The sequence below is a fragment of the bacterium genome, assembly GCA_021372535.1.
In the GTDB taxonomy this organism is placed as follows: Bacteria; Latescibacterota; Latescibacteria; order Latescibacterales; family Latescibacteraceae; genus JAFGMP01.
Window position 1 is genome coordinate 88,357 of record JAJFUH010000234.1, and the last position, 22,681, is coordinate 111,037.

The 22,681-nt window shown below is 51.2% G+C and carries 17 protein-coding genes; 9 read left to right on the forward strand and 8 right to left on the reverse strand.

Translation table 11 applies throughout. The annotated features are described in order from the left end of the window. Positions 1–55: 55 nt before the first annotated feature. From pstB to LLG96_20375, 3 genes are all read left to right on the forward strand, one after another. Complete coding sequence (pstB, locus tag LLG96_20365; GenBank protein MCE5252564.1) at positions 56–841, forward strand: phosphate ABC transporter ATP-binding protein PstB; 786 nt, start codon at positions 56–58, stop codon at positions 839–841. 15 nt (positions 842–856) lie between these two features. Continuing rightward, a complete protein-coding gene (gene phoU / locus LLG96_20370; GenBank protein ID MCE5252565.1) occupies positions 857–1,543 on the forward strand; it encodes a phosphate signaling complex protein PhoU in 687 nt (228 codons plus the stop codon). Between the two features lie 672 nt (positions 1,544–2,215). Further along, complete coding sequence (locus LLG96_20375; protein ID MCE5252566.1) at positions 2,216–3,262, forward strand: hypothetical protein; 1,047 nt, start codon at positions 2,216–2,218, stop codon at positions 3,260–3,262. Positions 3,263–3,483: 221 nt separating this feature from the next. On the opposite strand, the gene LLG96_20380 is transcribed toward LLG96_20375, so the two are convergent. Then, positions 3,484–4,932: an SH3 domain-containing protein gene (locus tag LLG96_20380; protein ID MCE5252567.1), complete on the reverse strand. Its 1,449-nt coding sequence runs from the start codon at positions 4,930–4,932 to the stop codon at positions 3,484–3,486. A gap of 764 nt (positions 4,933–5,696) precedes the next feature. On the opposite strand from LLG96_20380, the gene LLG96_20385 reads away from it, so the two are divergent. Then, positions 5,697–6,389 (forward strand): ATP-binding cassette domain-containing protein, encoded by a 693-nt coding sequence (locus LLG96_20385; protein MCE5252568.1) that lies wholly within the window; start codon positions 5,697–5,699, stop codon positions 6,387–6,389. 190 nt (positions 6,390–6,579) lie between these two features. Here the strand turns inward: LLG96_20385 and LLG96_20390 are convergent, their stop codons facing one another. The 3 genes from LLG96_20390 to LLG96_20400 form a co-directional block, all read right to left on the reverse strand. Beyond that, complete coding sequence (locus LLG96_20390) at positions 6,580–7,770, reverse strand: phosphodiester glycosidase family protein (GenBank protein MCE5252569.1); 1,191 nt, start codon at positions 7,768–7,770, stop codon at positions 6,580–6,582. A 153-nt stretch (positions 7,771–7,923) separates the two neighbouring features. After that, positions 7,924–9,378, reverse strand: coding sequence for an MATE family efflux transporter (locus LLG96_20395; GenBank protein MCE5252570.1), 1,455 nt, complete (start codon positions 9,376–9,378; stop codon positions 7,924–7,926). 660 nt (positions 9,379–10,038) lie between these two features. Further along, on the reverse strand, positions 10,039–11,184 hold the full coding sequence (locus LLG96_20400; protein MCE5252571.1) for a DUF2961 domain-containing protein: 1,146 nt from the start codon (positions 11,182–11,184) through the stop codon (positions 10,039–10,041). A gap of 735 nt (positions 11,185–11,919) precedes the next feature. On the opposite strand from LLG96_20400, the gene LLG96_20405 reads away from it, so the two are divergent. Next, positions 11,920–12,912 carry an aldo/keto reductase gene (locus LLG96_20405; protein MCE5252572.1) on the forward strand — a complete coding sequence of 331 codons (993 nt, stop codon included), beginning with the start codon at positions 11,920–11,922 and terminating at the stop codon, positions 12,910–12,912. 160 nt (positions 12,913–13,072) lie between these two features. Here the strand turns inward: LLG96_20405 and LLG96_20410 are convergent, their stop codons facing one another. Next, positions 13,073–13,531, reverse strand: coding sequence for a hypothetical protein (locus tag LLG96_20410; GenBank protein ID MCE5252573.1), 459 nt, complete (start codon positions 13,529–13,531; stop codon positions 13,073–13,075). A gap of 733 nt (positions 13,532–14,264) precedes the next feature. Between LLG96_20410 and LLG96_20415 the strand changes: the two genes are divergently transcribed. Beyond that, positions 14,265–15,470, forward strand: coding sequence for an ammonium transporter (locus LLG96_20415; GenBank protein ID MCE5252574.1), 1,206 nt, complete (start codon positions 14,265–14,267; stop codon positions 15,468–15,470). A gap of 223 nt (positions 15,471–15,693) precedes the next feature. Then, positions 15,694–16,035, forward strand: a complete 342-nt coding sequence (locus LLG96_20420; protein ID MCE5252575.1) for a P-II family nitrogen regulator — start codon at positions 15,694–15,696, stop codon at positions 16,033–16,035. A gap of 74 nt (positions 16,036–16,109) precedes the next feature. Here LLG96_20420 and LLG96_20425 read toward each other — a convergent pair whose 3' ends face one another. From LLG96_20425 to LLG96_20435, 3 genes are all read right to left on the reverse strand, one after another. Beyond that, complete coding sequence (locus LLG96_20425; protein ID MCE5252576.1) at positions 16,110–16,379, reverse strand: hypothetical protein; 270 nt, start codon at positions 16,377–16,379, stop codon at positions 16,110–16,112. Between the two features lie 43 nt (positions 16,380–16,422). Beyond that, positions 16,423–17,868, reverse strand: a complete 1,446-nt coding sequence (locus tag LLG96_20430; GenBank protein ID MCE5252577.1) for a sodium:solute symporter family protein — start codon at positions 17,866–17,868, stop codon at positions 16,423–16,425. A 288-nt stretch (positions 17,869–18,156) separates the two neighbouring features. Then, a complete protein-coding gene (locus LLG96_20435; GenBank protein MCE5252578.1) occupies positions 18,157–19,281 on the reverse strand; it encodes a hypothetical protein in 1,125 nt (374 codons plus the stop codon). A gap of 344 nt (positions 19,282–19,625) precedes the next feature. On the opposite strand from LLG96_20435, the gene LLG96_20440 reads away from it, so the two are divergent. Both LLG96_20440 and LLG96_20445 read left to right on the forward strand, forming a co-directional pair. After that, positions 19,626–21,968 carry a hypothetical protein gene (locus tag LLG96_20440; GenBank protein ID MCE5252579.1) on the forward strand — a complete coding sequence of 781 codons (2,343 nt, stop codon included), beginning with the start codon at positions 19,626–19,628 and terminating at the stop codon, positions 21,966–21,968. 61 nt (positions 21,969–22,029) lie between these two features. Then, on the forward strand, positions 22,030–22,681 hold a 652-nt coding region (locus LLG96_20445; GenBank protein ID MCE5252580.1), incomplete at its 3' end, for a TonB-dependent receptor.

Sequence of the window (22,681 nt, forward strand, 5' to 3'; positions counted from 1 at the left end):
CTCCCCGGACGGAATTGCCGGTATCACGGATATCAAAAGCAGTAAAATTCCCTCCATGACTGTCAGGCACTCCGGCGATGCTGTATTCAAATCCAAAATATCGGTCAAGAACCTGTCTTTTTACTACAGCAAGAACCAGGCGCTTTTTGACAACACGATAGAGATTGCCCAGAACAAGGTGACCGCAATCATCGGCCCTTCAGGATGCGGAAAATCGACGCACATCCGTGTCTACAACCGTATCTATGAACTGTACAGGGAACAGAAGGCAACGGGCACGGTGATGCTCGACGGTAAAAACATTCTGGACCCGTCTGTCGATTGTATCGAGCTGCGGCGGAAAGTCGGCATGATTTTCCAGAAACCGACGCCGTTCCCGATGAGTATATTCGATAATATCGGGTACGGTATCAGGATGCATTACCGGGTGTCGAAGAGCGAGCTCGCCGAACGGGTTAAAAAGGCCCTCGAAGCCGCGGCTTTGTGGAAAGAGGTGAAAGATACCCTTCACAGTCCCGGAACGGCGCTTTCCGGAGGTCAGCAGCAGCGTCTCTGTATCGCCCGTGCAATCGCGGTGGAACCCGAAGTCCTGCTCATGGACGAGCCGACATCGGCCATAGACCCGCTTGCCACGGCAAAAATCGAGGAGCTCATCGAAACGCTCAAAAAAAAGTATACTATTGTAATCGTCACTCATAATATGCAGCAGGCGGCCCGTGTTTCCGATTATACCGCTTTCTTTTATAAAGGATATATCGTGGAATTCGGACCGACCACTCAGATTTTTACCAATCCAGCAGAAAAACAGACCGAGGATTATATTACCGGCCGTTTCGGATGATTCCGGAGGAACACCATGACCAACCGTCTCCATAAAGAAGTAGAATCCCTGAAAAAACACCTTCTTTCGCTTGTTGCCGAAGTCGAGGAAAATGTCAGGATGTCGGTTGAAGCTCTTGAAAAACTGAACTCTACGCTCGCCGAAAAGGTTATCGCCGCCGATCTGAATGTCGACCGCCGTGAGGTGGATATCGAGGAGGAATGCCTGAAAATCCTTGCGCTCTATCAGCCGGTGGCGAATGATCTGCGCTTTATCATAGCGGTGCTGAAAATCAACACCGATCTGGAGCGAATCAGCGATCTCGCGGTCAATATTGCCGAGCGGGCGGCGTTTCTGGTAACTGCAAAGCGGATACAGATGCCCTTCGATTTCACCCTCATGTCCGACCAGGTTCAGGATATGCTCAGGAAGAGCATCAATGCCCTTATCACGCTCAACGCCCAGGATGCTTATGAGATTTGCGCCGATGATGACATAGTCGATGCATATCATCGTGAGATGTATGTGATTGTCCAGGATGCGATCCGGAAAAATCCCGACGATCTCGACGAGTTGATACATTATCTGGGAGTGTCACGGCATCTGGAACGTATCGCCGACCAGACCACCAATATAGCCGAAAATATTATCTATCTCATTAACGGCGATATTGTCCGTCACCATGTCGAGGATTTCAAAAAATCCGATTGTCAGCAGCCTTGAACAGGAATTTATTAACTGCTTTACCAATGAAGTAAAACAAGTGCCTGTTTTACTCTCCCCCCATCTCCTCTCCCATGACCCGTGGCCGTGGGAGAGGAGAGTCCTCTTTTTACTGTTCTTCACCGTTTTTTCCGGTGAATTCAAGCATAACATCTTATTATTCAATATCTTAAATCATAAAGACATTATCGGAAACACATGTTCAACTTGATTTTTTACGTTCTACAGTCGTAACTTGGAACAGTGTGACCGCATATGGAGTAAAACGCGCAGGCCCGCAGTTAAAACCACATGGTTTACACGGCCGATGGAGAATGACTGCTGATCCGGCCGATTCATACCATATACGAAGTACAGTGCCGATAATGGTGGAAAGGAGATTGAATGAGCTCAGAGCTTCGCTTAAAAAAAACTTCTTTGGTCAGTAAAATTTTTATTCGAAAAAGAACGGCTGTATTCCCCAATACCCTTTTTCTTTTTATCACTTTTATTTTTTGTTGTCTTATATATAATCCCGTTTCATATGCTCAGAAATCTGAGAATAACCTGACAGACCTTCAGAGTGAAGCGACAAAAGTATTCCTCGATATAAGCGACTATCAGGAGTATATCAAAAAAGAAATTCCTTTCATCAATTATGTGCGGGACAGAAAAGAAGCGCAGGTTCATATATTGCTCACAGAACAGGAGACCGGCAGCGGTGGTAAAGAATACACGCTGACGTTTATCGGACAACTGAATTATACCGGCATGGATGACACCCTGAAATGTGTATCTCAAAAGATGGATACTGAAGAAATAATTCGGCGGAATATTGTTCGAACCATGAAAATGGGTTTAATCCGTTATGTGTCGAAAACCCCGCTCGCCAACGATATTTCGATCAATTACAACCAGCGAACCGATCCGTCAGCCGTTGTGGACAAGTGGAATTACTGGGTGTTCAATATTGATACCGGCGGCACGCTGAATGAAGAGGAGTCAAGCAAGGAGCTTTCGCTCGACAGTTCTTTTTCTGCCGACCGTGTAACTCCCGACTGGAAAATCAGTCTGAATGTTGATCTTGATTACAATAAAGAAAAATATAAAACTGATGATCGTACTATTTCCAGTTACACGCGGTCTCAGGAGTTCGAGGGACTGGTAGTTAAAAGCCGCGGGGAACACTGGTCGTCAGGATTCTACGGCTCGGCGCTTTCTTCGATCTTTTCAAATACGAGATTCTCATACGAATTAGCTCCCGCGGTTGAATACAATGTCTTTCCGTATTCGGAATCAACGCGGCGGGAATTCCGTATTCTGTACAGGGCGGGTTATACGAACATTCGGTACGAAGAGGAAACCATTTATGGTAAAATCCACGAAAATTTATTCAAAGAAAATCTTTCCGGCACGTTTGAGCTCAAGGAAAAATGGGGTTCGGTGAGCGCAACACTGGAAGGGTCGCATTATTTTCACGATTTCAGCAAAAACAACTCGAGAATACACTGCAACATAAACCTTCGTCTTCTCGAGGGATTCTCCCTGAATATACACGGAAACATTTCGAGGATTCATGACCAGTTGTCATTGCCCAGGGAAGGCGCGACCGAAGAGGAGATCCTGCTGCATCAGAAGCAGCTTGCCACTCAGTATGACTATTTTGCAGAAATAGGGATTCGATATACCTTCGGATCGATATTCAGTAACGTTGTCAACCCGCGTTTCGGAAATGACTGATCCGGGGATTAATAATAGGGATTACCAACTTCAGACATACTGAAGGTATGCGGTAAATAGTCTTCGGTTCACCTGCGTGATTCAACTATTGCCCTACCCATCCTTGCCTGAACTCACCCCTCAGGCTCCCTTTCTTTCAGAGAGAGGGAGCCGTGAAAAGGCGTGGATGAAATGATCATCCCATATATCGTGCAATCACGCTGCGGGAAGTTCTGTTCGGGTTATGGATACAGCGGTGAAATTTTTGTCCAGTCGTCGATATTATAACCGCCTTTGAGTTCCGTGTCGTTTACGTTGACACGCCTGTACATCATCACCGTCCCGTCATCTGTCGTGTAGTCGTATCCCCCCATATGAATGACGTAATGCTTGTCATTCACTTTTCCCAGGTACATGAGTATGTGTCCGTCGCTCCCGACCAGGGTCACCCCGGGGTCGCATTTTTCGAGATACTGATATTTTGTTTCACGCGGGGTATCCGACGGGAATGTGGTAACATGGTCGTTCCAGTGCAGCTCGAACGCCGGCCAGCTCCCGGTGAAGATGCCGAATGTCCTGAGCACCACGCGGATATAGCCGCAGCAGTTCCATTCGTTCCGGCCGTCATTCCATGCGTAGGGGCGATAGAGAAGACTGAACAGCGTGTTGATGACATTCCGCTGGGTAAACGGTTGATATCCAACGCTGACTTTCGCGTCGGGCTTCACCCAGCCATCGACGGTTTCCAGAGAGCCATCCGGCTTCCTGAACGGCACGAGCACGTGATATCCCTTATCGGTTTTTTCCACGAGCTTGAATCGCGATCCCATGTAAAGGTCGGTTATGAATGAGCTGAAATTCTTGTTGCTGTAAACCGGAACCGTGTATGTGAGAGCAACGATGAAGTCTTTTGCATCGATATATTTACGTATCACTTCCGGTGAACCGAGCGCTATATTGACCGCTCTGACCCAACCGAACGCGGTTTCGCTTCTTACAAAATACCAGTCCTTGTTCTTCGATTCGTGGAGAATCGCCACCGGCATGGCTACATCGGCGGATGCCGCCTGAAGCCCCTTTATGTACCATTCATCGGGTTTACCGTACGCGACCTCATCGGTCGGAAGCACGCGGACTGTCGCATGAACGGTTATAATGCCGTAGCGGGGCTTGATGACATCGGGAATGGAACCGGCGTCTGTCATGTCATAAAGCTGGTTTTTCTTGTCGTTGTCAAATGTCATTCTCCGGTCATCATAGTATGTCCGCGAATCGAAGAACGTGCGATTTGTCCTGAGCCGCGCTCTGAGACTGTCACCGGGAAAAGACACGAGAGAAAGCGGATCCTCGATTTTGAACTGGGCGCCGGTAGTATCGTTGTACTTGATAATCCTGTCTATTGAAACGGGTTTGCCGTTGATATCGTTCAATTTTGCGACTTTTTCCCGTATGATGGCGGTTTCCTTGTTCAATGCGTCTATATGGGCCGGGCTCAATAAAACAGCATCGGGATTGCCTTTGAGCCGTGATATCCAGAATTCCGGAGTCTGCATTTCTGCGGTCGCGTTCAGCACAACCTTTGGCGCGTCTTCGTATTTAATCTCCTTTTTAGTCTCCTGGCTAATTGCGGTATGAATCTGAAATGCAACCAACAAAGCACAGACAACCGGGGTTTTGACAAACGTTTTCATATGGGTGTGTCTCCTTGGAGAGGTGAAACCTGATATTCCCCATATCAGATTTTTTATTGTATTCCGACTCGACCATACGGGTGAATAAATAATAGTTTTTAAATGAATTTTAAGCAAATGTTTTTCTGTAGAGATTTATGAGGGCTATGAAAAAGTGTCTTTTAACGCGCCCTTTTAAAATAATCCTGTTATCCAGTTTAGTAAGTAAAAAAACTTTTAATTAGAAGAGCTAATTTCTTCCGATAGTATGTGATCCCCCCTGCCTGCGGCATCCCCCCTTTTTAAGGGGGGAGCGGCTTTTGGGGCACTTTCATCCCCCTTTTTTTTATAAGGAGGACACGGCGAAGCCGAGGGGGATCAATCATGTTAGCTGAATTTACTGGATAACCGGATACAATAATTGTTTGAACCACTGATAATCATGATTGACCGATTGCCATGATACATGCTGAGTTATTGGTTTTTTTTACATTATGATCATTATCGGGGTTGTCCGTATTTTAACTCCACACCGGACAATCAGACTGAACGCTTCCGCAAATCTCGCCTCATCTCATCTTTCATTCTTGCCTCCCTGTTATCTTTTCTATAAACTTATTTCAGGAAAAAACAGTCAAAGATGTAATATACCGTTATTATATATCGTGATTGAAGGGATTACCCGGATCGTTATGGTCATCCTGATAACCCCGGATATCATGGTTCATGGTTTTTTGGGGATGTGAGTGTCAGAGAATTCATTTCCATAAAGCGAGATTTATACCATGAAAATAACTATCAAAAACCTGAGTAAAGTGTTCGAAGACGGCACGCGCGCCCTCAACGATGTGAATCTGGTCATCGACAACGGCATGTTCGGCCTGCTCGGACCGAATGCCTCCGGCAAATCCACGCTCATACGCATTCTGGCGACACTCATGAAACCGACCGGTGGAACGGTGATGTTCGACGATCTTGACCTGCAGAAAAACCGCGCCGCCATCCGTTCCATGACAGGGTATCTTCCGCAGAGATTCAGCTCGTTCAGAAACATGACCGCAGGGGAATTTCTCGATTATACGGCAAGGCTTTCGGGATTACGTGACACACGGGCGCGGAAAACAGCTGTCGACGAACTGCTTGAATCGCTTGGCCTTTCCGGTGTAAAAGACACGAACGCCAACGAGCTTTCGACCGTCATGAAACGTCACCTTGAAATCGCGCAGGCGGTCATCGGCAACCCCAGAATCCTCATAGTGGACGAACCGACAGTCGGCCTCTCCCCCGAAGAGCGGATACGGTTCAGAAATCTCCTGACAGACCGGTGCGGCGCAATCAGCATTATCATATTCTCGACCCATATCCTCAGCGATATATCGAGTACATGCACCGATATCGCCGTACTCGACAAGGGCGAGGTTGTTTATCACGGCGCTCCCGAAAATCTGCCTGAACTGGTAAAAGGCCATGAAGGCTGATTAGCAGTAAAGCAGGCATAAGGCAGAAGTGAATGATGAAAAAACCGTAGGCAGAATTTCACTGTAATCGAACAAATTCTCAGCAGTTTCCTGATAAACTCACAAGCCATAATTACCCTTTGTGCTTTTTTCTTTTTCTTTTCCCCTTCTGCCTTGTGCCTTCTGCCTCGTCTTTAATGCCTGTCTTTTTTCACGGTGTCACCGTATAGAGGATAAGGGCATTGGCGATGGAACGGACGATTCCGTCCGAAGGCCGGTTGCGCACCTGACCGTCCACCCACATGGTCGTCGAGCCGCCGCCGTCCAGGTTGATCGCCTCGGTTGCGCCGAGCTCTTTGAGGAACGACGCGAGTTCATGAAGATTCATCCCTTCGCTATAGCCTTTCTGACGGCCGTCCACGGTGACGAGAAAAATATGGTCGCCGTTGAATCCGACAGCGGTTCGCGGGTGACGGGTATCGACGAAGGTCTGGCTGATTCCCTCTGTTTCGGCTTCGATGGATACTTCGCCGTTTCTCAGCAGGCGCGGGCCGCCGCCGACAGCATGCCTGATGGTTCCTGCCGAAGGTTCGATACCGATCGTGCACACGAGCGAATCACCGGCTGTGACACTCCCGAGAAAAGCCGCTCCTTTACCCCGTCCCATGAGTACGATACGGTCGGGCGGGATTGCAAGCTCGGTATCGCCGGGATGCTGTTCGAGTACGGCGACCGTGTATGTCCCCTCGGGGCGAATCGGCTCTGAGAGAGGCCCGGCAAGCAGCACCACGGCATTTTCCTGCGGCCGGGTGCTCGTGTTGAATCGAGGGGTGAGCAGGACGATCCCGTTGCCCGGACAGCGCTGGTTGACTCCCGACAGCCTGAACGAGGAACCGTCCGTCCGTTTCACGCGCGAGGATAAGCGGAAACGGTCAATCGAAAGCGTCCCGTCCTCGAGAATGACAAGCGCCGACCGGCTGATCGGGCTGCTCACAAGCTCGCCGTTCACCACGCAGAAGCCGACAGGGTCTCCCTGGAACGGCCCGGACTGGAGGATATAGAAGTCGCCGTTGATGCCCGCGACAATATGGTGGCCGGACGAGATAATGCGCCCGGCAAGACGGGTGAGCGGCTCTATTTCGAGTATATGCTCTCCGCCGAGTTCGACACCGAGATCGAGAGTCGGAACCCCCTTCTGCATATCGAGAACCTGGATCGCCCACGGGCCTTCCGCGCGTGACAGCTCATAATATGACGCACCCGGAGCGATCTGTTCCTGCGCCGGAACGGGCATCGACCAGGCAATGACGAGCAGAACCGGCAAAAGCCGTCCGAGCCGTCTGAAAATACCCTGTGCCTTGACATCTTTCATCTGAGATTCTCTGTTCACTGCAACAGTCATACCGGATTCCTTCTGCTGGTCATCATATATAGAATTATACGTTCAGGGATCAAAAGAGACTGCTCTTTTCCCATACATGCAGTCTCGTATGTGATTCGGTCTTCATATGAGACAAGTCGTTTTACCCTGTAAAGCGGTATTGTATCCTGTTTTTTACGGTTCGAGCTCGCTCGTCGGCGCTTCGGGGAGTGTAAGGGGAAACGCCGGGGGAATCATCTCGATGACCCGCATGGATTTCCACCTGCCTCCCAGGAACCGCACCAGAAATGAAACTCCGAGAATAATCACATAGAGCGTTACAATAGTCCAGCCGACATAGAGCGATGCATGAAACACCTCGAGAGCGATATAGGACGGAATAACCATCAGGAACAGGGAAAGGATAACGATCATGTACATGACGAAACGGGTGTCTCCGGCTCCCTTGATCGCGGAAGCGAACATGATGGTGAGGGAATCGAACAGGGAATAAAGCGCCACAAACCGGAGCAGGACAACGGTCATTCCGCTGATGGCGGCAAAACGCACGGGGTCGGCCTGCGATGCGAAAGGCAGGATAAACAGCCCGGGCGCGAACACATAGAGCGCGGCAATCGAGGTCATGTAGACGAATGTCAGATGAAAACCCGACCAGACGCTCCGTTCGGCGAGGTCCGGCCTGTCTTTCCCCAGGTTCTGCCCGACGAGCACATTGATCGCCATGCCGAGGCCGATCATGGGCATGAATGCGATGGCGTTTATGTTGAACGCGATGTTCGTCGCCGCCAGCGAGTCGGTCCCGAGCCGCCCGATAAGCAGGAGGAAGGTGGTAAACCCGGCGACATCGAGGAAAAACTGTATCCCGTTCGGCAGTCCGAACCGTATGAGACGACGGAAGAGCTCGAGTTCGGGCCGCCATCCTCTCATCGTATGAAACGCTTCCGCATACCGCCGCCGTGCTATGAGAACCATGTAGATGCTGAACGAGACGCACGCCGAAGCCACGGTGGCGTATGCCGCGCCCCTGATTCCCATCTCCGGGAATCCGAATTTCCCGAAGATGAGGAGGTAGTCGAGGACGATGTTGACCATGGTTGCCAGCACATTGACCCACATGATGGGTCTTGTTTCGCTCCTGCCGGAGAAAAAGCCCGACATGGCGGACGATGCGATTGCCGGCGCCGCGCCGAGACACAGGATGCTGAAGTACTCCGTCTCGTACTGCCGGACGATTTCCTCGTGGCCGACGAACCTGAAAAACGCACCCGCGAACGGAATGAGCGCAAGGAGAACGGCTCCTCCGATTACCGCAACATAAATGCCCTGCCAGAGGGACGGCCCGATGCGGGTGAACCTCCCGGCGCCGTAATACTGCGCCACGAACGTGTTCACATACTGTGCGGTGCCGATGAACAGGCTCATGATGGCGAAATTGACTATGCCTGCGGGCATTGCCGCCGCTATCGCCTCGGGCGAATACCAGGTGAGGAACATGCGGTCGACGAAGTGCTGGAGCGACCACGACCCCGTACTGATAATGAGCGGTATCGCCACAGTGAGCACCTCGCGGTAACCGCTCTCGCGATGCCAGCGGTTCAGCGGCGGATTTATGTATCCGGTCGATGCCATGATTATCGGAATAGCTTCCTTTTTAAAAAAATGAAAAGCCCTGAAAAGGGGACAGGTAAGATACGAAATGAGCCATATTTTTGAAAGAATTTAACCCGATCTATTCACAAAATTTAATGGAACGCGGATTCGCGCGGATCAGGCGGATTTTCGCGGATTTGTTTTTACTATCTTTTAAATTAAATTATTTATGGTCAATAAATATAGTATAAATAATCTGTTATATCTATTTGAATTATTGGTATTAACTCTTTTTTTGCATAATTCGGTTAAAACGTGTTGAAAAGCCTTTTTCATGAAGCCCCTTCCAATATCAATCTACCTTACATCTTCGCAACTGCGCGGCGAGTCGGACATTCTTTTTCCCTGTATGGCAGGAAGTCCACGATGGTTGCCCCCATCGGGGGAAAGTTGGCCGACATGCCTGATAGGGGGCTGTTTTAATGATAAATAAACATACAATTTTACCGGGGGAGTGCCGCAGGCACTTTTCGACAATAGCCCGGGGATTCATCCCCGGGCGGGGGGAATTCGGGAGAAATATGGGATTTGGCTGTCTGATGATTTAACAATAACTCACATTTGCCCCTCCCTTTCAAAGAGAGGGGCAGCGCCCGGACGCATAATTTTTACTTAACGTACACCGCGGGGTGAGTTCTTTCAATCCTTCCAGATATCCTTCACCCGCGCCTCGACCCCCGGCATATCGGGCAGCGGGGCGCTCGGAACAGGCTCGTACCAGAAGGTCGCCCCCGACCAGTCGTCCTGACGTTCGTAGAGGCCGCTCCCCTTTTCCTTGCGGACTGCATCGCTCCAGCCGATCTGCTGGATGGTCATGCGGCATTCCTTTTCCCAGAAGATCGGGTCGGGCAGGTGCCAGCGGTACATCGAGACAAATCCCTTGTCATGATCGAGTAAACTGCACCCGTTGTACAGAAACGGCGTCTGCTGCACCCCGTACGACAGGCAGACATAATCCTCGCTCCCTGTCCCGCAGATGGTCGGGAATTCGGTGTCGCCGTCCATGTAAATCTTGATCTCGCCTTCGCCCCACCAGTTCCTGTCCTCATAACGGATGCCGAGCACCGTACCGATGAAACGGCCTTTTCCGGTGCGCTTGGGCAGGATGGTGAAATCCTCGGTGAGCTTCGTTGGATTCTCACGTCTGAAGAGGCAGTGGAGACGGCCGACATCGGCGGGATGAGTGTCGCCGGTGGTGTAATCGATCTGGTAGAAAAGAGGGATGTCCTTTTTCCCTTCGTTGGTGAAGGTGATATACGCCCGTGTGGTGAACGGCATCGGCAGCCAGATATTCATGCCGGCGTTCTGCCCGCAGGAATGGACGGCGGACTGGTACGGCATCACCTTGCCATGGGCGAACCCCATGAAATCCCCGACCGGGCACTCGATGCTCGGATGCTGCTGGCCGTCCCAGTACACGCGGATGACAATGCTCCGCAGGTTTTCCGGGTCACGCGAGGTTGTTATCCAGATGTGACGGATTGTGCCGGGTCCCGTGATGTCGCAGAGAACGAACATGGAATCCGGCTTGACTTCCCGCATGGGCGATCCCTTACGGCCCACGCCGAGATGACTTGCCGGTTTTCCGCCTTCTCCGGGCGCTCCGGTCGGGTTCTCGAACGAAATAGACCGTGACACGAGACCGGTTGCAAGATCGTACGGTTTCCCGGTGAGATCGAAGACCGGCAAAGGTTTCTGCTGACCGGTATCCTTGCCCCGTCCGCACGAGACCGCAAGACATACTGCCGACAGCATGACCACGATTACAAGCGCTTCCATTTTCATGACTGTTCCTCCCTTTTGTTACGATTGATCGTCGTTTTCATCCGTTCATGTATTCAATAAATTATGTCGTGTTTCATATGTCAAATGAAATAAAGGCAGGCATAAGGCATAAGGCATAAGTGGAAAGGCATAAGGGGGAAAATTGATATAACGATAGGTGTTTTCTCCAGAATTGATAATATTGAGTATAATCAAAAGTAACCCGAGAGTTCATATTCCCGTTGAAAAGCCCCGAATGAACGAGCGGTTTTCGGAAACAGAAGCGCAACTGCCTGAGCACATCGGAGATGTGTGAGTTTTGCGCTTCCCGAAAATCGCGAAGCGAATGAGGAGACAGGCTTTTCACGGGCGCCTTTTCCTTTGGATACTTTCCTTTGGGCGCGCAAAGGAAAGTATCATAGTAATATTTGAAAAAATAGTGATTTCCAACTGTGTCATTCACGTTGACCTGCATCGGTCAATCAATTATTATTCATACAATACCACATTACGATCATTGATGTAATACAGTGTGCGATAGACCCTGAAATAAATTCAGGGTGACATGAACGCTGTCATGCTGAACTGGTTTAAGCATCTTTTAGAATAATTATAGTAAACTGTGTTGCCCGCGCGAAGGCAATGTGGTATAAGATATAACAGGGGAATGATGAGGTCGCCGTTATCCGGATGGATGTGTAAAACCGCGATGACGGGACTGTTTCGGAGATTATCTGTCAACGGAGACAAGAAATCATGAAACGACGTGACTTTGTAACGACCGCGGCTCTCGGCGCCGCCGGTGCGGCAGCTGCAGTGACCGGCTGTTCGGGAGGCGGCGGAAAAACAGGCGGTTCGATGTCATACGCCATTCTCGGAAAAACCGGGATGCGGGTTTCACGGCTCAGTTTCGGCTCCCACCTCTCGAAAGAGAACATAGCCGACCCGGAAGGCCGTGACCGTCAGATTCAGCTCGGCATCAGGATGGGGATCAACCTGTTCGATATCTACAATAACCTCTATTTCCAGTACGAACCGATGGCAAAGAGCCTCGCGGGGCATCCGGAGACGTTCGTTTCACTCTACCTTGAAACCGAAAAGGTCGAGGAGGAAGTGGACAGGGTGCTGCGCCTGTTTAACCGTGAGGCCATCGATCTCTACCGGGCCATGGCCGAACCGGCGAAACTCGAAGGGCTCATGAAGCTCCGTGAAAAGGGCAAAGTGCGCGCTGTCGGCATGGCGCACCACTGGGAAGAGGAATTCGTCCGGGCGATCAGACAGTACGGCGACGATCTCGATTATTTCATGTTTCCCTACAATTTCGTCCACAACAAGGCGACCCCGAACGACAAGCAGAACTCATACGCCTCGTTCCTCAAACTGGCTAAAGACCACAATTACGGCCTCATCGGAATGAAGCCGTTCTGCAACGAAATGCTCGTCAGTTTTGCAAAAGAGCAGGGCTTCATCGGGGGTCAGAAGGACAGGGGAGTGAGCGTTCCCGCCGCCGCTATCCGTCACGCGCTCTCAACCGGGGCTATTCACACATCGCTCCCGGCGATGAACAGCGAAAGAGAGGTGACTGAGAATCTCCAGGGCGTTTTTCAGCCAAAACTGACCGACCGGGAAAAAGAGGTGCTCGAAGAGATCGATCTTCTCGCCATGGAACACAAGTGGGCGTACCTCGACCGTAAGCCGCAGTACCGCTGGCTCGCCGACTGGGTCCGGCCCGGAGTGTTTACGGCGTGATTGTGAATGTTGATAGTGAATTTGGATGACATATCAATGGCCTTGCCTCCCGGCAGGGATTACTGCACCGGATGCAGGCATATGATCCGGATCGTTGCGGGAGACAGGGCCATGACTGTGACAGCGAAAAAACTGTGTTCGTAAATGATGTCGATAACTCTCAGCGGTTGAACATGTCGTCCATGATTTCGTTCTGTTTCTCGGTGAAAACCTCACGCATTTTCTCGAAGCCTTCTCTTCCGGGCGGAATCTCTTTGATCTTCGCTATCTGCGCATCGGTAAACGGGCAATCCGAATTCTCGAATATCACCGTAAAAAACAGATTTCTCGGTCTTTCCGGTCCGCCGTCTCTTCCCGGCTGAGCCCCGAGAACTTCCTTGAGCGCCGCGGTCTGTTTTTCATCGAAAAGTTCATATACTGCCCGGAATCCGCTCCGGTCGCCTCCCGGCTTGAATTCTTTCAGTTTCTTTGCCTGATCCTCGGTGAGCGGGCACTTCGCTTTTTCCAGAATACCCGCGATGGTAACCGGCTTGGCTTCCTGAGCCGATACGGTTACGGCGAACACAAGAATAAAAGAAACCATCAACACGAAAACGACAGCGAGTCTTGAACCGTTCATCTGCACCCTCCTTCAGGGTAGAAGTGTAAGTCCGCTGCGGCCAGATATGGTTCGTGCATTTTGGACACCGTTGTAATATCTGTGGTTTAAAAATAAATTGCAACACCAATACTCTGAAATAAAGCAATAAAAAATGGTTCGGTATGTTTTAATCAAAGAATTCCACGGAGTTCACTCCGGGGTAGTTCATCGATTATCATGAGAAAATACCGGTAGCTCTGCAATTATCAGGGTAATCGGTTAATCATATCAATCAGCGGTTCGGACAATCACTATAAATCCATATTTTCGTTTATCCGTTTAAATCAGCAAACATGATTTCGCCGCTCCCCATAAAAAGGGGGGATGCCGCAGGCAGGGGGGATAACATATCCTGTATTGCCGCCTCCTCTCCCATTGCCGGCGGTCATATGAGAGTGTAGAAATCAATTCTTCGGATGTTCACTTTTTAAACATCACTGCCCCTTTTTTTACCACGATCCACAGGTTTACTCGCAGTTGTCATTTTGTATAAGCGGTATAATAACAATGATTAGCAGCAAGCTGAAATCTGCTGGCACCATTATTGCTCAATTTAAAAAAGTAAAAAACTATTATAAAACGGAGCGGTTTTATGAATTCATCTGGATTAATGCGATGCGGTAAAATATTTTTTGTCGGAATCATGGCGATGGCGGCTTCCGCGGCTGCCGAAACGGTTCAGCCTGATCCGTCGTACATCGACCTCAAGTTCATGATCGACAATCTGTGGATACTGATATCGACCATCCTGGTGTTTATCATGCACCTGGGATTTGCGACACTGGAATCCGGCCTGACGAGAGCGAAAAATACGGTCAATATTCTGTTCAAGAATGTCTCGATTGTGGCGATCGGGCTTCTGACCTATTCATGTGTCGGATTCAGCCTCATGTATCCCGGCGAATCGTTTGCGGGGGGATGGTTCGGGTTCTCCGGTTTCGGCATACGGCCTCCAGAGGGAGGGATGACGCTGGCGTACGGTAACTATACGTACTGGACCTATTTCATCTTTCAGGGGATGTTCGCGGCGACAGCGGCAACGATTGTATCGGGAGCGGTCGCGGAGCGGATAAAACTCTCCAGTTTTCTTATCTTCGCGGCGGTCTTTGTGGCTTTCGTATATCCGATCGTCGGTATGTGGGGGTGGGGCGGCGGCTGGCTTGGCAGGCTCGGCTTTCATGATTTCGCCGGTTCGACCTTTGTCCATTCAGTCGGCGGCTGGGCCGCGCTCGCGGGTATCATCGTGCTCGGTCCCAGAAACGGAAAATATGTGAACGGCCATGTGCGTCCTATCCCGGGACACAATATACCGCTTGCCGCAATCGGAGCATTCATTCTGTGGTTCGGATGGTACGGTTTCAACGGCGGATCGGTGTTGAAGGCCGACCCGGCTGCGGTTTCTCTGGTGTTTGTCACGACTTCTCTCGGTGCGGCCGCAGGTATCCTCGGCGCCGCCGCGACATCGTGGTTCATCCAGAAAAAGCCGGATATTTCGATGGTTTTGAACGGTTCCCTCGCCGGTCTTGTCAGTATAACCGCAGGCGCCGACTGTATTACTCCGCTCGAATCGGTCATCATCGGAATCATCGCCGGAATAGTGGTAGTCCTCGCGGTCCTGTTCTTTGAAAACGTTGTGAAGCTGGACGATCCGGTCGGAGCGACCTCGGTTCACCTCGTCAGCGGCATCTGGGGCACGCTTGCAGCCGGAATATTCGGTGAAGGTACGAGTGTCGTCGTGCAGCTCATCGGTATTGCGGCAATCGGAGCCGCGTGTCTTGTCACGGCGTTCACGATTCTGTTCGCGGTGAAATCACTGGTGGGAATCCGTGTCTCCGCGGAAGAGGAAATGCGCGGTCTCGATATCGGCGAACATGGCATGGAAGCGTATCCCGGTTTCCAGATTTTCGTGACCCAGTAACGGCCGACCCGGAAATACCGGGAATATTTATCTGAAAATGCATCTATGGTTCTTGGTGCCGAAGCCCCGGCCCGGTGTCGGGAATCTGTGTAAAGCAGTCTTTCCCGAATCTTTAATCGGGAATCCATATGAAGCCTGCTTACATTTTTCATCCTTCGTTGTGACCATCTACGGTCATGAGGGTTATTCGTATACAGTGAAACCGGTAATCGAGGAAACCGCCATGAAACTGATAATCGCCTATATACAGCCCCATGAGCTCAATAATGTCAAGCGGGAGCTCTACAGCAGGGAAATATTCAAGATATCCGTCACCAACGCTCTCGGCTGCGGTCAGCAGAGGGGGTATCACGAATCCTATCGCGGAGTCGACAGCGAAGTCAACCTCCTGAAAAAAATACGTCTCGAAATCGCGGTGAACGATACCTTTGTCGAGCCGTGCATCGAAGCGATCATCAAAGGCGCGAGAACGGGGCAGATCGGCGATGGCAAGATATTCATTCTCGATCTTCCCGAATGCATCCGGATACGGACCGGCGAAACCGGGAACGAAGCGATAGGATAAGCTCTCTTTGTGTTCCGTACACACACTTATCGGGACTGCACGGCAGAATCGGGATCGGCATGTGCTTTTTGAGCTTACCCTGAAGTGTGTGTTCTCCGCCGGATCATGAACCATATCCAGACACCCGTACACGCCATGAACAGCATTCCGACACCGGCAAGCACACGGTTCACTTCACCGGCGCCCTCGATTTGGGTATGGATTGTATTAAAGACATCGTCCCCGCTGGCTCCGAGAATATCCTTGAGGGTGATAATCAGCCCGGTAAGCGCCTGCACGACGATAAAGAAGGCAAACAGAATCCCCCCGGTGCGGTGCCACTTTCGGAGATGTGCTTCTTTCATGGAGTCCTCCTTCCGGTAAAAACCTCGGTTCGCGGCAGAAATCTTAAATATGCTCTGTTTCCGAATACATCGCCTCATGAACTTCCGGGGTAAAATCATGCTTCCGTTTTCTGAAGCGTGAAATCACCATGAGAGCGACAAAGACTGTTACCGCGGTCGGAATACCGACATGGATTCCGTACGGGCTCCCGGCCATCGACCATCCGGCGAACGCGGCGACTCCGGCGATCAGCCCCCAGAAAGCGCCGTCCTCCGAAACATTCCGGGCGCCGAGGTAGGTGACGCTGAGCAGGATGACCGCTATGCCGACACGGAATGCGAATCCCCAGTAGGTGATCTTGAGCACCTCGGTGAAGGTTACCGCAAGAATCCCGCCGCCGACAAGCAGTGCCAGGGCGAGTGTCCTGCTCAGGAAGAGTCTCGTCCTGTCGGAAGCTTCCGGATTGATATACACCGAATATATATCACGGATGAGAATCTGTGTCGGAGCGAGAAAACAGAGCGGCCCGGTGGAGACAATCGCCGCAAACAGCCCGCACAGGGCAATTCCCGCCATCACGGGGTTGAGTGCAAGCATCATGGCCGGTCCGGCCGAAAGACCGAAGGGCAATGCATCCCCGAAATGGAGCCGCGCGCACATGCCGAGGAGGGCATACGCGATCCCGATGGGTATCAGCAGGGCGCCGGCGATCCATGCACCCTGTACCGCCGCTTTCGTGTCCTTCGCCGCGAAAATTCCGGTTATCGCCGCCTGCCCGGCAAAGCAGGTCAATACCGTCGCAAGCACCTCCCCCGTGAGAGTCAGGGGATTGCGGGCGGTGAGGCTCCAGAAGGACGGCGGCAGATCGTTCCACAGCCGGGCGAATCCCCCCGTCACCGAATCGCCGACGAGGGAAAGCGAAAACACGAGGCTTACAAGCAGCCCCGCAAAGATAACGACGATCTGGATGATGTTGACGAGCGCTATCGACCTCAGGCCGCCGGCAGTGATTATCGCCATGAAAATGACAGCCGCACCGAGATCGGCGATCCATTTATCAACGCCGAGCAGGGGCGCGAGGAGCGCTCCGCCCGCGATTATCTGGGTGATTCCCGCGATGAAATACGCCACACCGATCACGATGGCGGACATGAGCCTTGTTTTCGGATCGAACAGACGGCCGACCACTTCCGGTATGGTTATCGCCTGAAGACGTCTGAATCGCGCCGACATGGTGGAAGCGAACACGAACATCGCGATACCGAGCGCGATCGAGTACGATGACCCGAGTATCCCCTCGGTGTAACCGCGCTGGCTCACCCCGACAGTGGCATTCCCGCCGACCCAGTCGCCGAGCACCACCGCTACGACAAGCCCGAGGGGAAGCGCCCGGCCCGCAACAAGAAAATGATCCGACCCTAATTTCTTCTTCAGAAAAATATTGGCGATACCGATGGTGATGATGGTATAGGCGATGAGCATGATGAGGGGAACGAGATGGAGTGTCATGATTCGACTGTTGTCTGGTTTATGGTTTTTGGTTATGGTGAATAAAAGTGGCAGCGGATAACGCCATGCGGAACTCGTTCCGGCTTTTGTCCCTGATATCGGCCCGAATATTCCCGAAAAATACTCCTGTATCCTTCGTTATGACCTCACGTGGTTATGAGGGTTATTCATAAACTATCTAACCACTAAGATACAAAGACATAAACCGAAAGAATAGAAATTTATACTAACGATCCTTATGCAAAAGGCTCAGAGAAACCCACATGCCGGAAATATCCTTCCATTCGTTCAGTCTACTACGAGAATCCGTTTCGCCAGAAGGCCGACATTGATTGGTTTGTCGAATACAGGCTTGTAGTCTTTTTTCGAGTCGAATACCCATACGCCCGGGTTATTCTCGTCCTGACTTCCCGTGAGCACGAGCCCGTCGCTCGAGAAATCCAGCGCCCAGCACAGGGTGGATTTCTGGAAAGAACTGACCGCTGTGAATGTACGGGCTGTAAGGTCGAACCGTTTTAATCCCCATCCGTCACCGCCGCTCGTGGTGGAAAGACCGACCATTGCCCACCCCGTTGTCGATGTTTCGAAAACCCAGTAGAGAATGCTTCCTCCGATCTCCGTTTCGGAAAGCAGAACCTCCGTTGACATCGTGTCGCCGTTGACAACCTCGACAGCGCCGTCCGTTCCGCTCGTTACGGTGCCGATGCAGGCGGCGTAAACGTTTCCCTGAAGAATGCTCGCGCCGTTCACTCCGCCGCCGAGCGGATGCTTTGCCGATCCCCCGACGCCGTTGGTTTTAAGCACAATCTCTCCTATGACTGTGTCTTTTACGATGTCGATGACCGCAACGCTCGAATGGTCTGTCATCGCCCGTCCGTTATTGCGCCGCAGAGAAACGTACAGCTTCCCGTTCTTGATCACCGCGTTTCCCTGATCGGGATTACCATCGTTGTCAGCCATTGAGGAGAGGTCTATCGAACCGGTGACTGTCATTCCGGATGGGTCGATAATGAGCACATGGGGGTCTTCGGTGAGTGTCACATAGGCTTTCTTTGCGGAAAGAAAGGCGATGTCTTCCGGAGCGCTCTTTGCGCCGGTGCTCATCTCGCTCACCGCGGTGCGGTTTGCGGGATCGAATTTGATGATCCTGTCGCCATTTGTGTCGATGATATAAACATCGCCGTTGTATTGTGTGAGTTCCGATATTCCGTTTACCGGCAGGAGATCGATGTATGCCTTGTTATTGACATAGTCCACCACGGAAATATTCGATTCGTCCGTTCCGCTGGTGCATACTACCGCAAGGCTGGACGATTCGGTCGGCCCCAGGGGATTTGAGTTGTCGTTCTTGTCCGAACATCCCGTAATTATTGCTGCGAGAAGGACGACGAAAAAAAATTGTGCACGAACCACGGTTCCTCCCTTGAAGTAAGGGTGTGAAAGAATTATAATACTTAAGAAAAAGTATCGTGCGGATTTGTATAAAAACCCGAACCGGTTTTCTCTGACACTGTATATGTGGATTACCGATTTATGTCTGTACTGATTAAAGAATATACATTAAAAAATAATTTGTGTCACAATTTATTTTATGGTATTTTATTTGTGTCACATATTTTATAATAATAACACGTTTTAATTATCCGGTTTGAAAATTATAAATATATGCAGAATTATTCTGATGATTCTAATTTCAGGTAAAATATAGTATCGTAAAGTTGATTGGCAAATAAACATTCAATATGAAGAGGAGTGATATGTTTTACAAGCATTTTCTTTATAGAACGCCTATTTTTCTGCTCATTATTTTTACCGGGTGTATAGGATTTGCAGGGCTAAGCCAGAGGAGGAGCGAACTGCGGGCCGGCATGCGTCTGAGCGAGATACACCCGGACTGGGAAAAAAATGACAGATGCACGAAGTGCCATATGGCATGGAGCTGGGAATATGGGTATTACCGTGGCTGGGATCGTCACGGTCTTATCAGCGATTATTCAAAAGTTTCACCCGCTGGTTACAAGGACCCCTATGGACTCGATGTCCCGATCAATTCGTTCGCGGAGTATTATTATACCACCTGGTGGAAAGATGCCCTGATGGAACGGAAGGATAGTACCGAGCCGTCAATGCATCTTTCCGGGTACGGCCGTATCAACGACGGCACCGCTGTTCCGGAAGATTTTCACGGCAGAGTGATTGTGGTTGATCCTTCGGGGCAGGGCGATGAAAAAACCGTCCAGGAAGGTGTGGACAAAGCTCAGCCAGGCGATACGGTGTTTGTCCGTCCCGGAACCTACAAGGAAACGGTACGGCTCAGGGAAGGAATTCGGCTCTGGGGTCAGGATCCCTATAAAACCATCATCGACAGCGAAAACAAGGGCTCCACGATTATCGCCGCAAACAAGTGCGACATTTCCGGCTTTACCTTGACCGGAACCGGATTCGATTATTCCAGCGACCGTTTCCGCGCCGCCATCCATGCGGTCGACTGCGATTCGACGCTCGTGATAAGGGGTAACATCTTTTTCAGTAATTCGGTGTTCGGTGTTCTCGTGGAGAGCTCCCGTTCCGATGGATACAACACCACATCCGCCGACCGTTACATCGCCCCGGAAAATGCCCTCGACAACATCTCGTACAAAGGTTACTCCAATCCCCTTATCATCGGCAATACGTTTTACAATATCGGCGAACGGGCGGTATACTGCATTCATGCCGCGCCGGAAATCGCCAACAATATCTTTGTCGGCAACCTCAAAACTCTCGGGATGACCCAGCTTTCAAAACCATTCATTCATCACAACGTTTTCTATCGCAACAATGTCTCCATCAACATCAACCGCTCCACTCCTGTCATCTGCCGCAATATCATGATCGGGAATTACTGGGGCCAGCGGATCATGGAAGGCTCGATGCCGGTCATTCATGACAATATCATCTGGAATTCCCCCTATTACAAGGAGTTCGCGGAAGACGGGAACTATATACCGTATCCTCCCTCGCCCGGCACCGGGGAAATCGAGGCCGATCCCCGGTTTGTCGATATGAATGGAGGCGATTACCGGTTCGCTCCCGATTCGCCGTTCCTGGGCAAGAATAAAAAACCGGAACATTACGGTATTATCGAGGGACCGGGAATTCAGGTTCCCCCAACCGTAGCGTGTGAATACTCCTGGGCCGAGGAATTCCTTCACCGTACCGATGAAACACGGGCCGTCATCGCGGCAATCGACTCGGTGAACAGCAGGATAAAGACCATAAATCTTGCCTATACGCTCATCTACAGGAGCTTCATGTATTCGGAGTACGATTCCTCGGGCAACCAGACCGCTTTTGAACTGAAGGATAAACCGGTGAGCGGCTTTGATTATGCGGCGCAATCGTGGAACTGGGATAACGGGAAGCGCAAAAAGATGTATACCTGTTATCTCTTCGGCGGAGGTAAAACGCTCTCCGATTCGGGGACGGTCATTTTCGATGGCCGAAGGGTACATGCCCTTTCCGGCCGATTCGCGTACCCGGGGCCTTCCGATCCCGATGCTCCCGCGGTTGGTGAGCCGCCCTGCCGTGAGAACATCGGCGGCCTGTACCTTGACTACGACCAGTACATAAACGGTTCCATCGGCCCCGCGGGTACTTTTTACTATGGGTATCTCCGCATTCTCGGCGGAGAAGTCCTGGGTGAACGCGAGATGGTCGACGGCCGCGAATGCGTTGTCGTACGGTATCCGCACCTCGGGCAGGATCAGGTATACAAGTTCTATCTCGATCCCGGACTCGGTTACAGACCGCTCAAGCTCGAACAGTATTTCGACCGGCAACTGTACCGCCGTATCGACGACTACCGGTATGTTCCGACGGATGGCATGTGGCTGCCGGTTTCTGTCAGAATTACCGATTACGCGGTGAAGAAGCCGGAGGAAGGCAGAGTCATTGGAGTTACTGTCCTGCGGGTAACGCCGGAAACGCTTGTGGTCAACGGTCGGCCGGTAGATGTGGCACAGTATCTTCCCCCGGAATTGAATTTAGAGGAATACGCCAAGAACGGAACGTATGTTCCTCCGGTGAAAAAAACCCACAAGAAAAAAGAAGACAAGTGATGGATTGGGGGTCTATTGCCCTGTGCTCCCGGTGCAGGGGACGATGATGGGAAGATTTTCAGTGAAAAATATCACGTGCTGTTTTCTTTTTTCCGCGTTGACCGTTGCGCCCTTGTGGGCCGCCGGGCAATCGTTGAGTGGCAGGGTAGTTGACGCAAACACAAAAAAACCCTTGCCCGGCGTTTCGGTATACCTTGTGAAAAACGGAGTGAGCGGTATGACCGGCGATGACGGGAAATTTCTGCTCAAAGCCGCGAATACGGGGCCGGATACCCTTGTCTGCCGGAGCATCGATAATTTCGTAGAGAAGATCGTGGTTTCAATCCCCGGAACGATCGAGGTCAGCCTTGAAACGAACGTTCATGTTCTCGAAACGGTTGAGGTCCGCGCGGCAAGGCCGGACGAACTCCCTCTGTATGCTCGTACCTCCGCAAGCGTGAATGTCATCGACAGGGAAAACATCCCCGAACGCTCGGCAACGGTCGACGAGGTGCTGGACAGCGAGGTCGGCATCGATACCCGTTCTCTCGGCGGCATAGGGGGAAGAACCAGTGTCAGTATTCGCGGTTCGACATCCGAACAGATAGAGGTATACATCGACGGTATTCCTCTGTCAGCGGGAGGAAGCGGCCTGACCGGCTTTGCCTTTGTCCCGATGAGCCAGGTCGACCGTATCGAAATATATCGCGGAACATCGCCGGGAACGTTCGGTT

Coding starts and splice junctions, on each gene's coding strand:
- pstB (MCE5252564.1), top strand. CDS start 56: ATGACTGTCAGGCACTCCGGCGATGCTGTATTCAAATCCAAAATATCG.
- phoU (MCE5252565.1), top strand. CDS start 857: ATGACCAACCGTCTCCATAAAGAAGTAGAATCCCTGAAAAAACACCTT.
- LLG96_20380 (MCE5252567.1), bottom strand. CDS start 4,932: ATGAAAACGTTTGTCAAAACCCCGGTTGTCTGTGCTTTGTTGGTTGCA.
- LLG96_20385 (MCE5252568.1), top strand. CDS start 5,697: ATGAAAATAACTATCAAAAACCTGAGTAAAGTGTTCGAAGACGGCACG.
- LLG96_20390 (MCE5252569.1), bottom strand. CDS start 7,770: ATGACTGTTGCAGTGAACAGAGAATCTCAGATGAAAGATGTCAAGGCA.
- LLG96_20395 (MCE5252570.1), bottom strand. CDS start 9,378: ATGGCATCGACCGGATACATAAATCCGCCGCTGAACCGCTGGCATCGC.
- LLG96_20400 (MCE5252571.1), bottom strand. CDS start 11,184: ATGAAAATGGAAGCGCTTGTAATCGTGGTCATGCTGTCGGCAGTATGT.
- LLG96_20405 (MCE5252572.1), top strand. CDS start 11,920: ATGAAACGACGTGACTTTGTAACGACCGCGGCTCTCGGCGCCGCCGGT.
- LLG96_20410 (MCE5252573.1), bottom strand. CDS start 13,531: ATGAACGGTTCAAGACTCGCTGTCGTTTTCGTGTTGATGGTTTCTTTT.
- LLG96_20415 (MCE5252574.1), top strand. CDS start 14,265: ATGATCGACAATCTGTGGATACTGATATCGACCATCCTGGTGTTTATC.
- LLG96_20420 (MCE5252575.1), top strand. CDS start 15,694: ATGAAACTGATAATCGCCTATATACAGCCCCATGAGCTCAATAATGTC.
- LLG96_20425 (MCE5252576.1), bottom strand. CDS start 16,379: ATGAAAGAAGCACATCTCCGAAAGTGGCACCGCACCGGGGGGATTCTG.
- LLG96_20430 (MCE5252577.1), bottom strand. CDS start 17,868: ATGACACTCCATCTCGTTCCCCTCATCATGCTCATCGCCTATACCATC.
- LLG96_20440 (MCE5252579.1), top strand. CDS start 19,626: ATGTTTTACAAGCATTTTCTTTATAGAACGCCTATTTTTCTGCTCATT.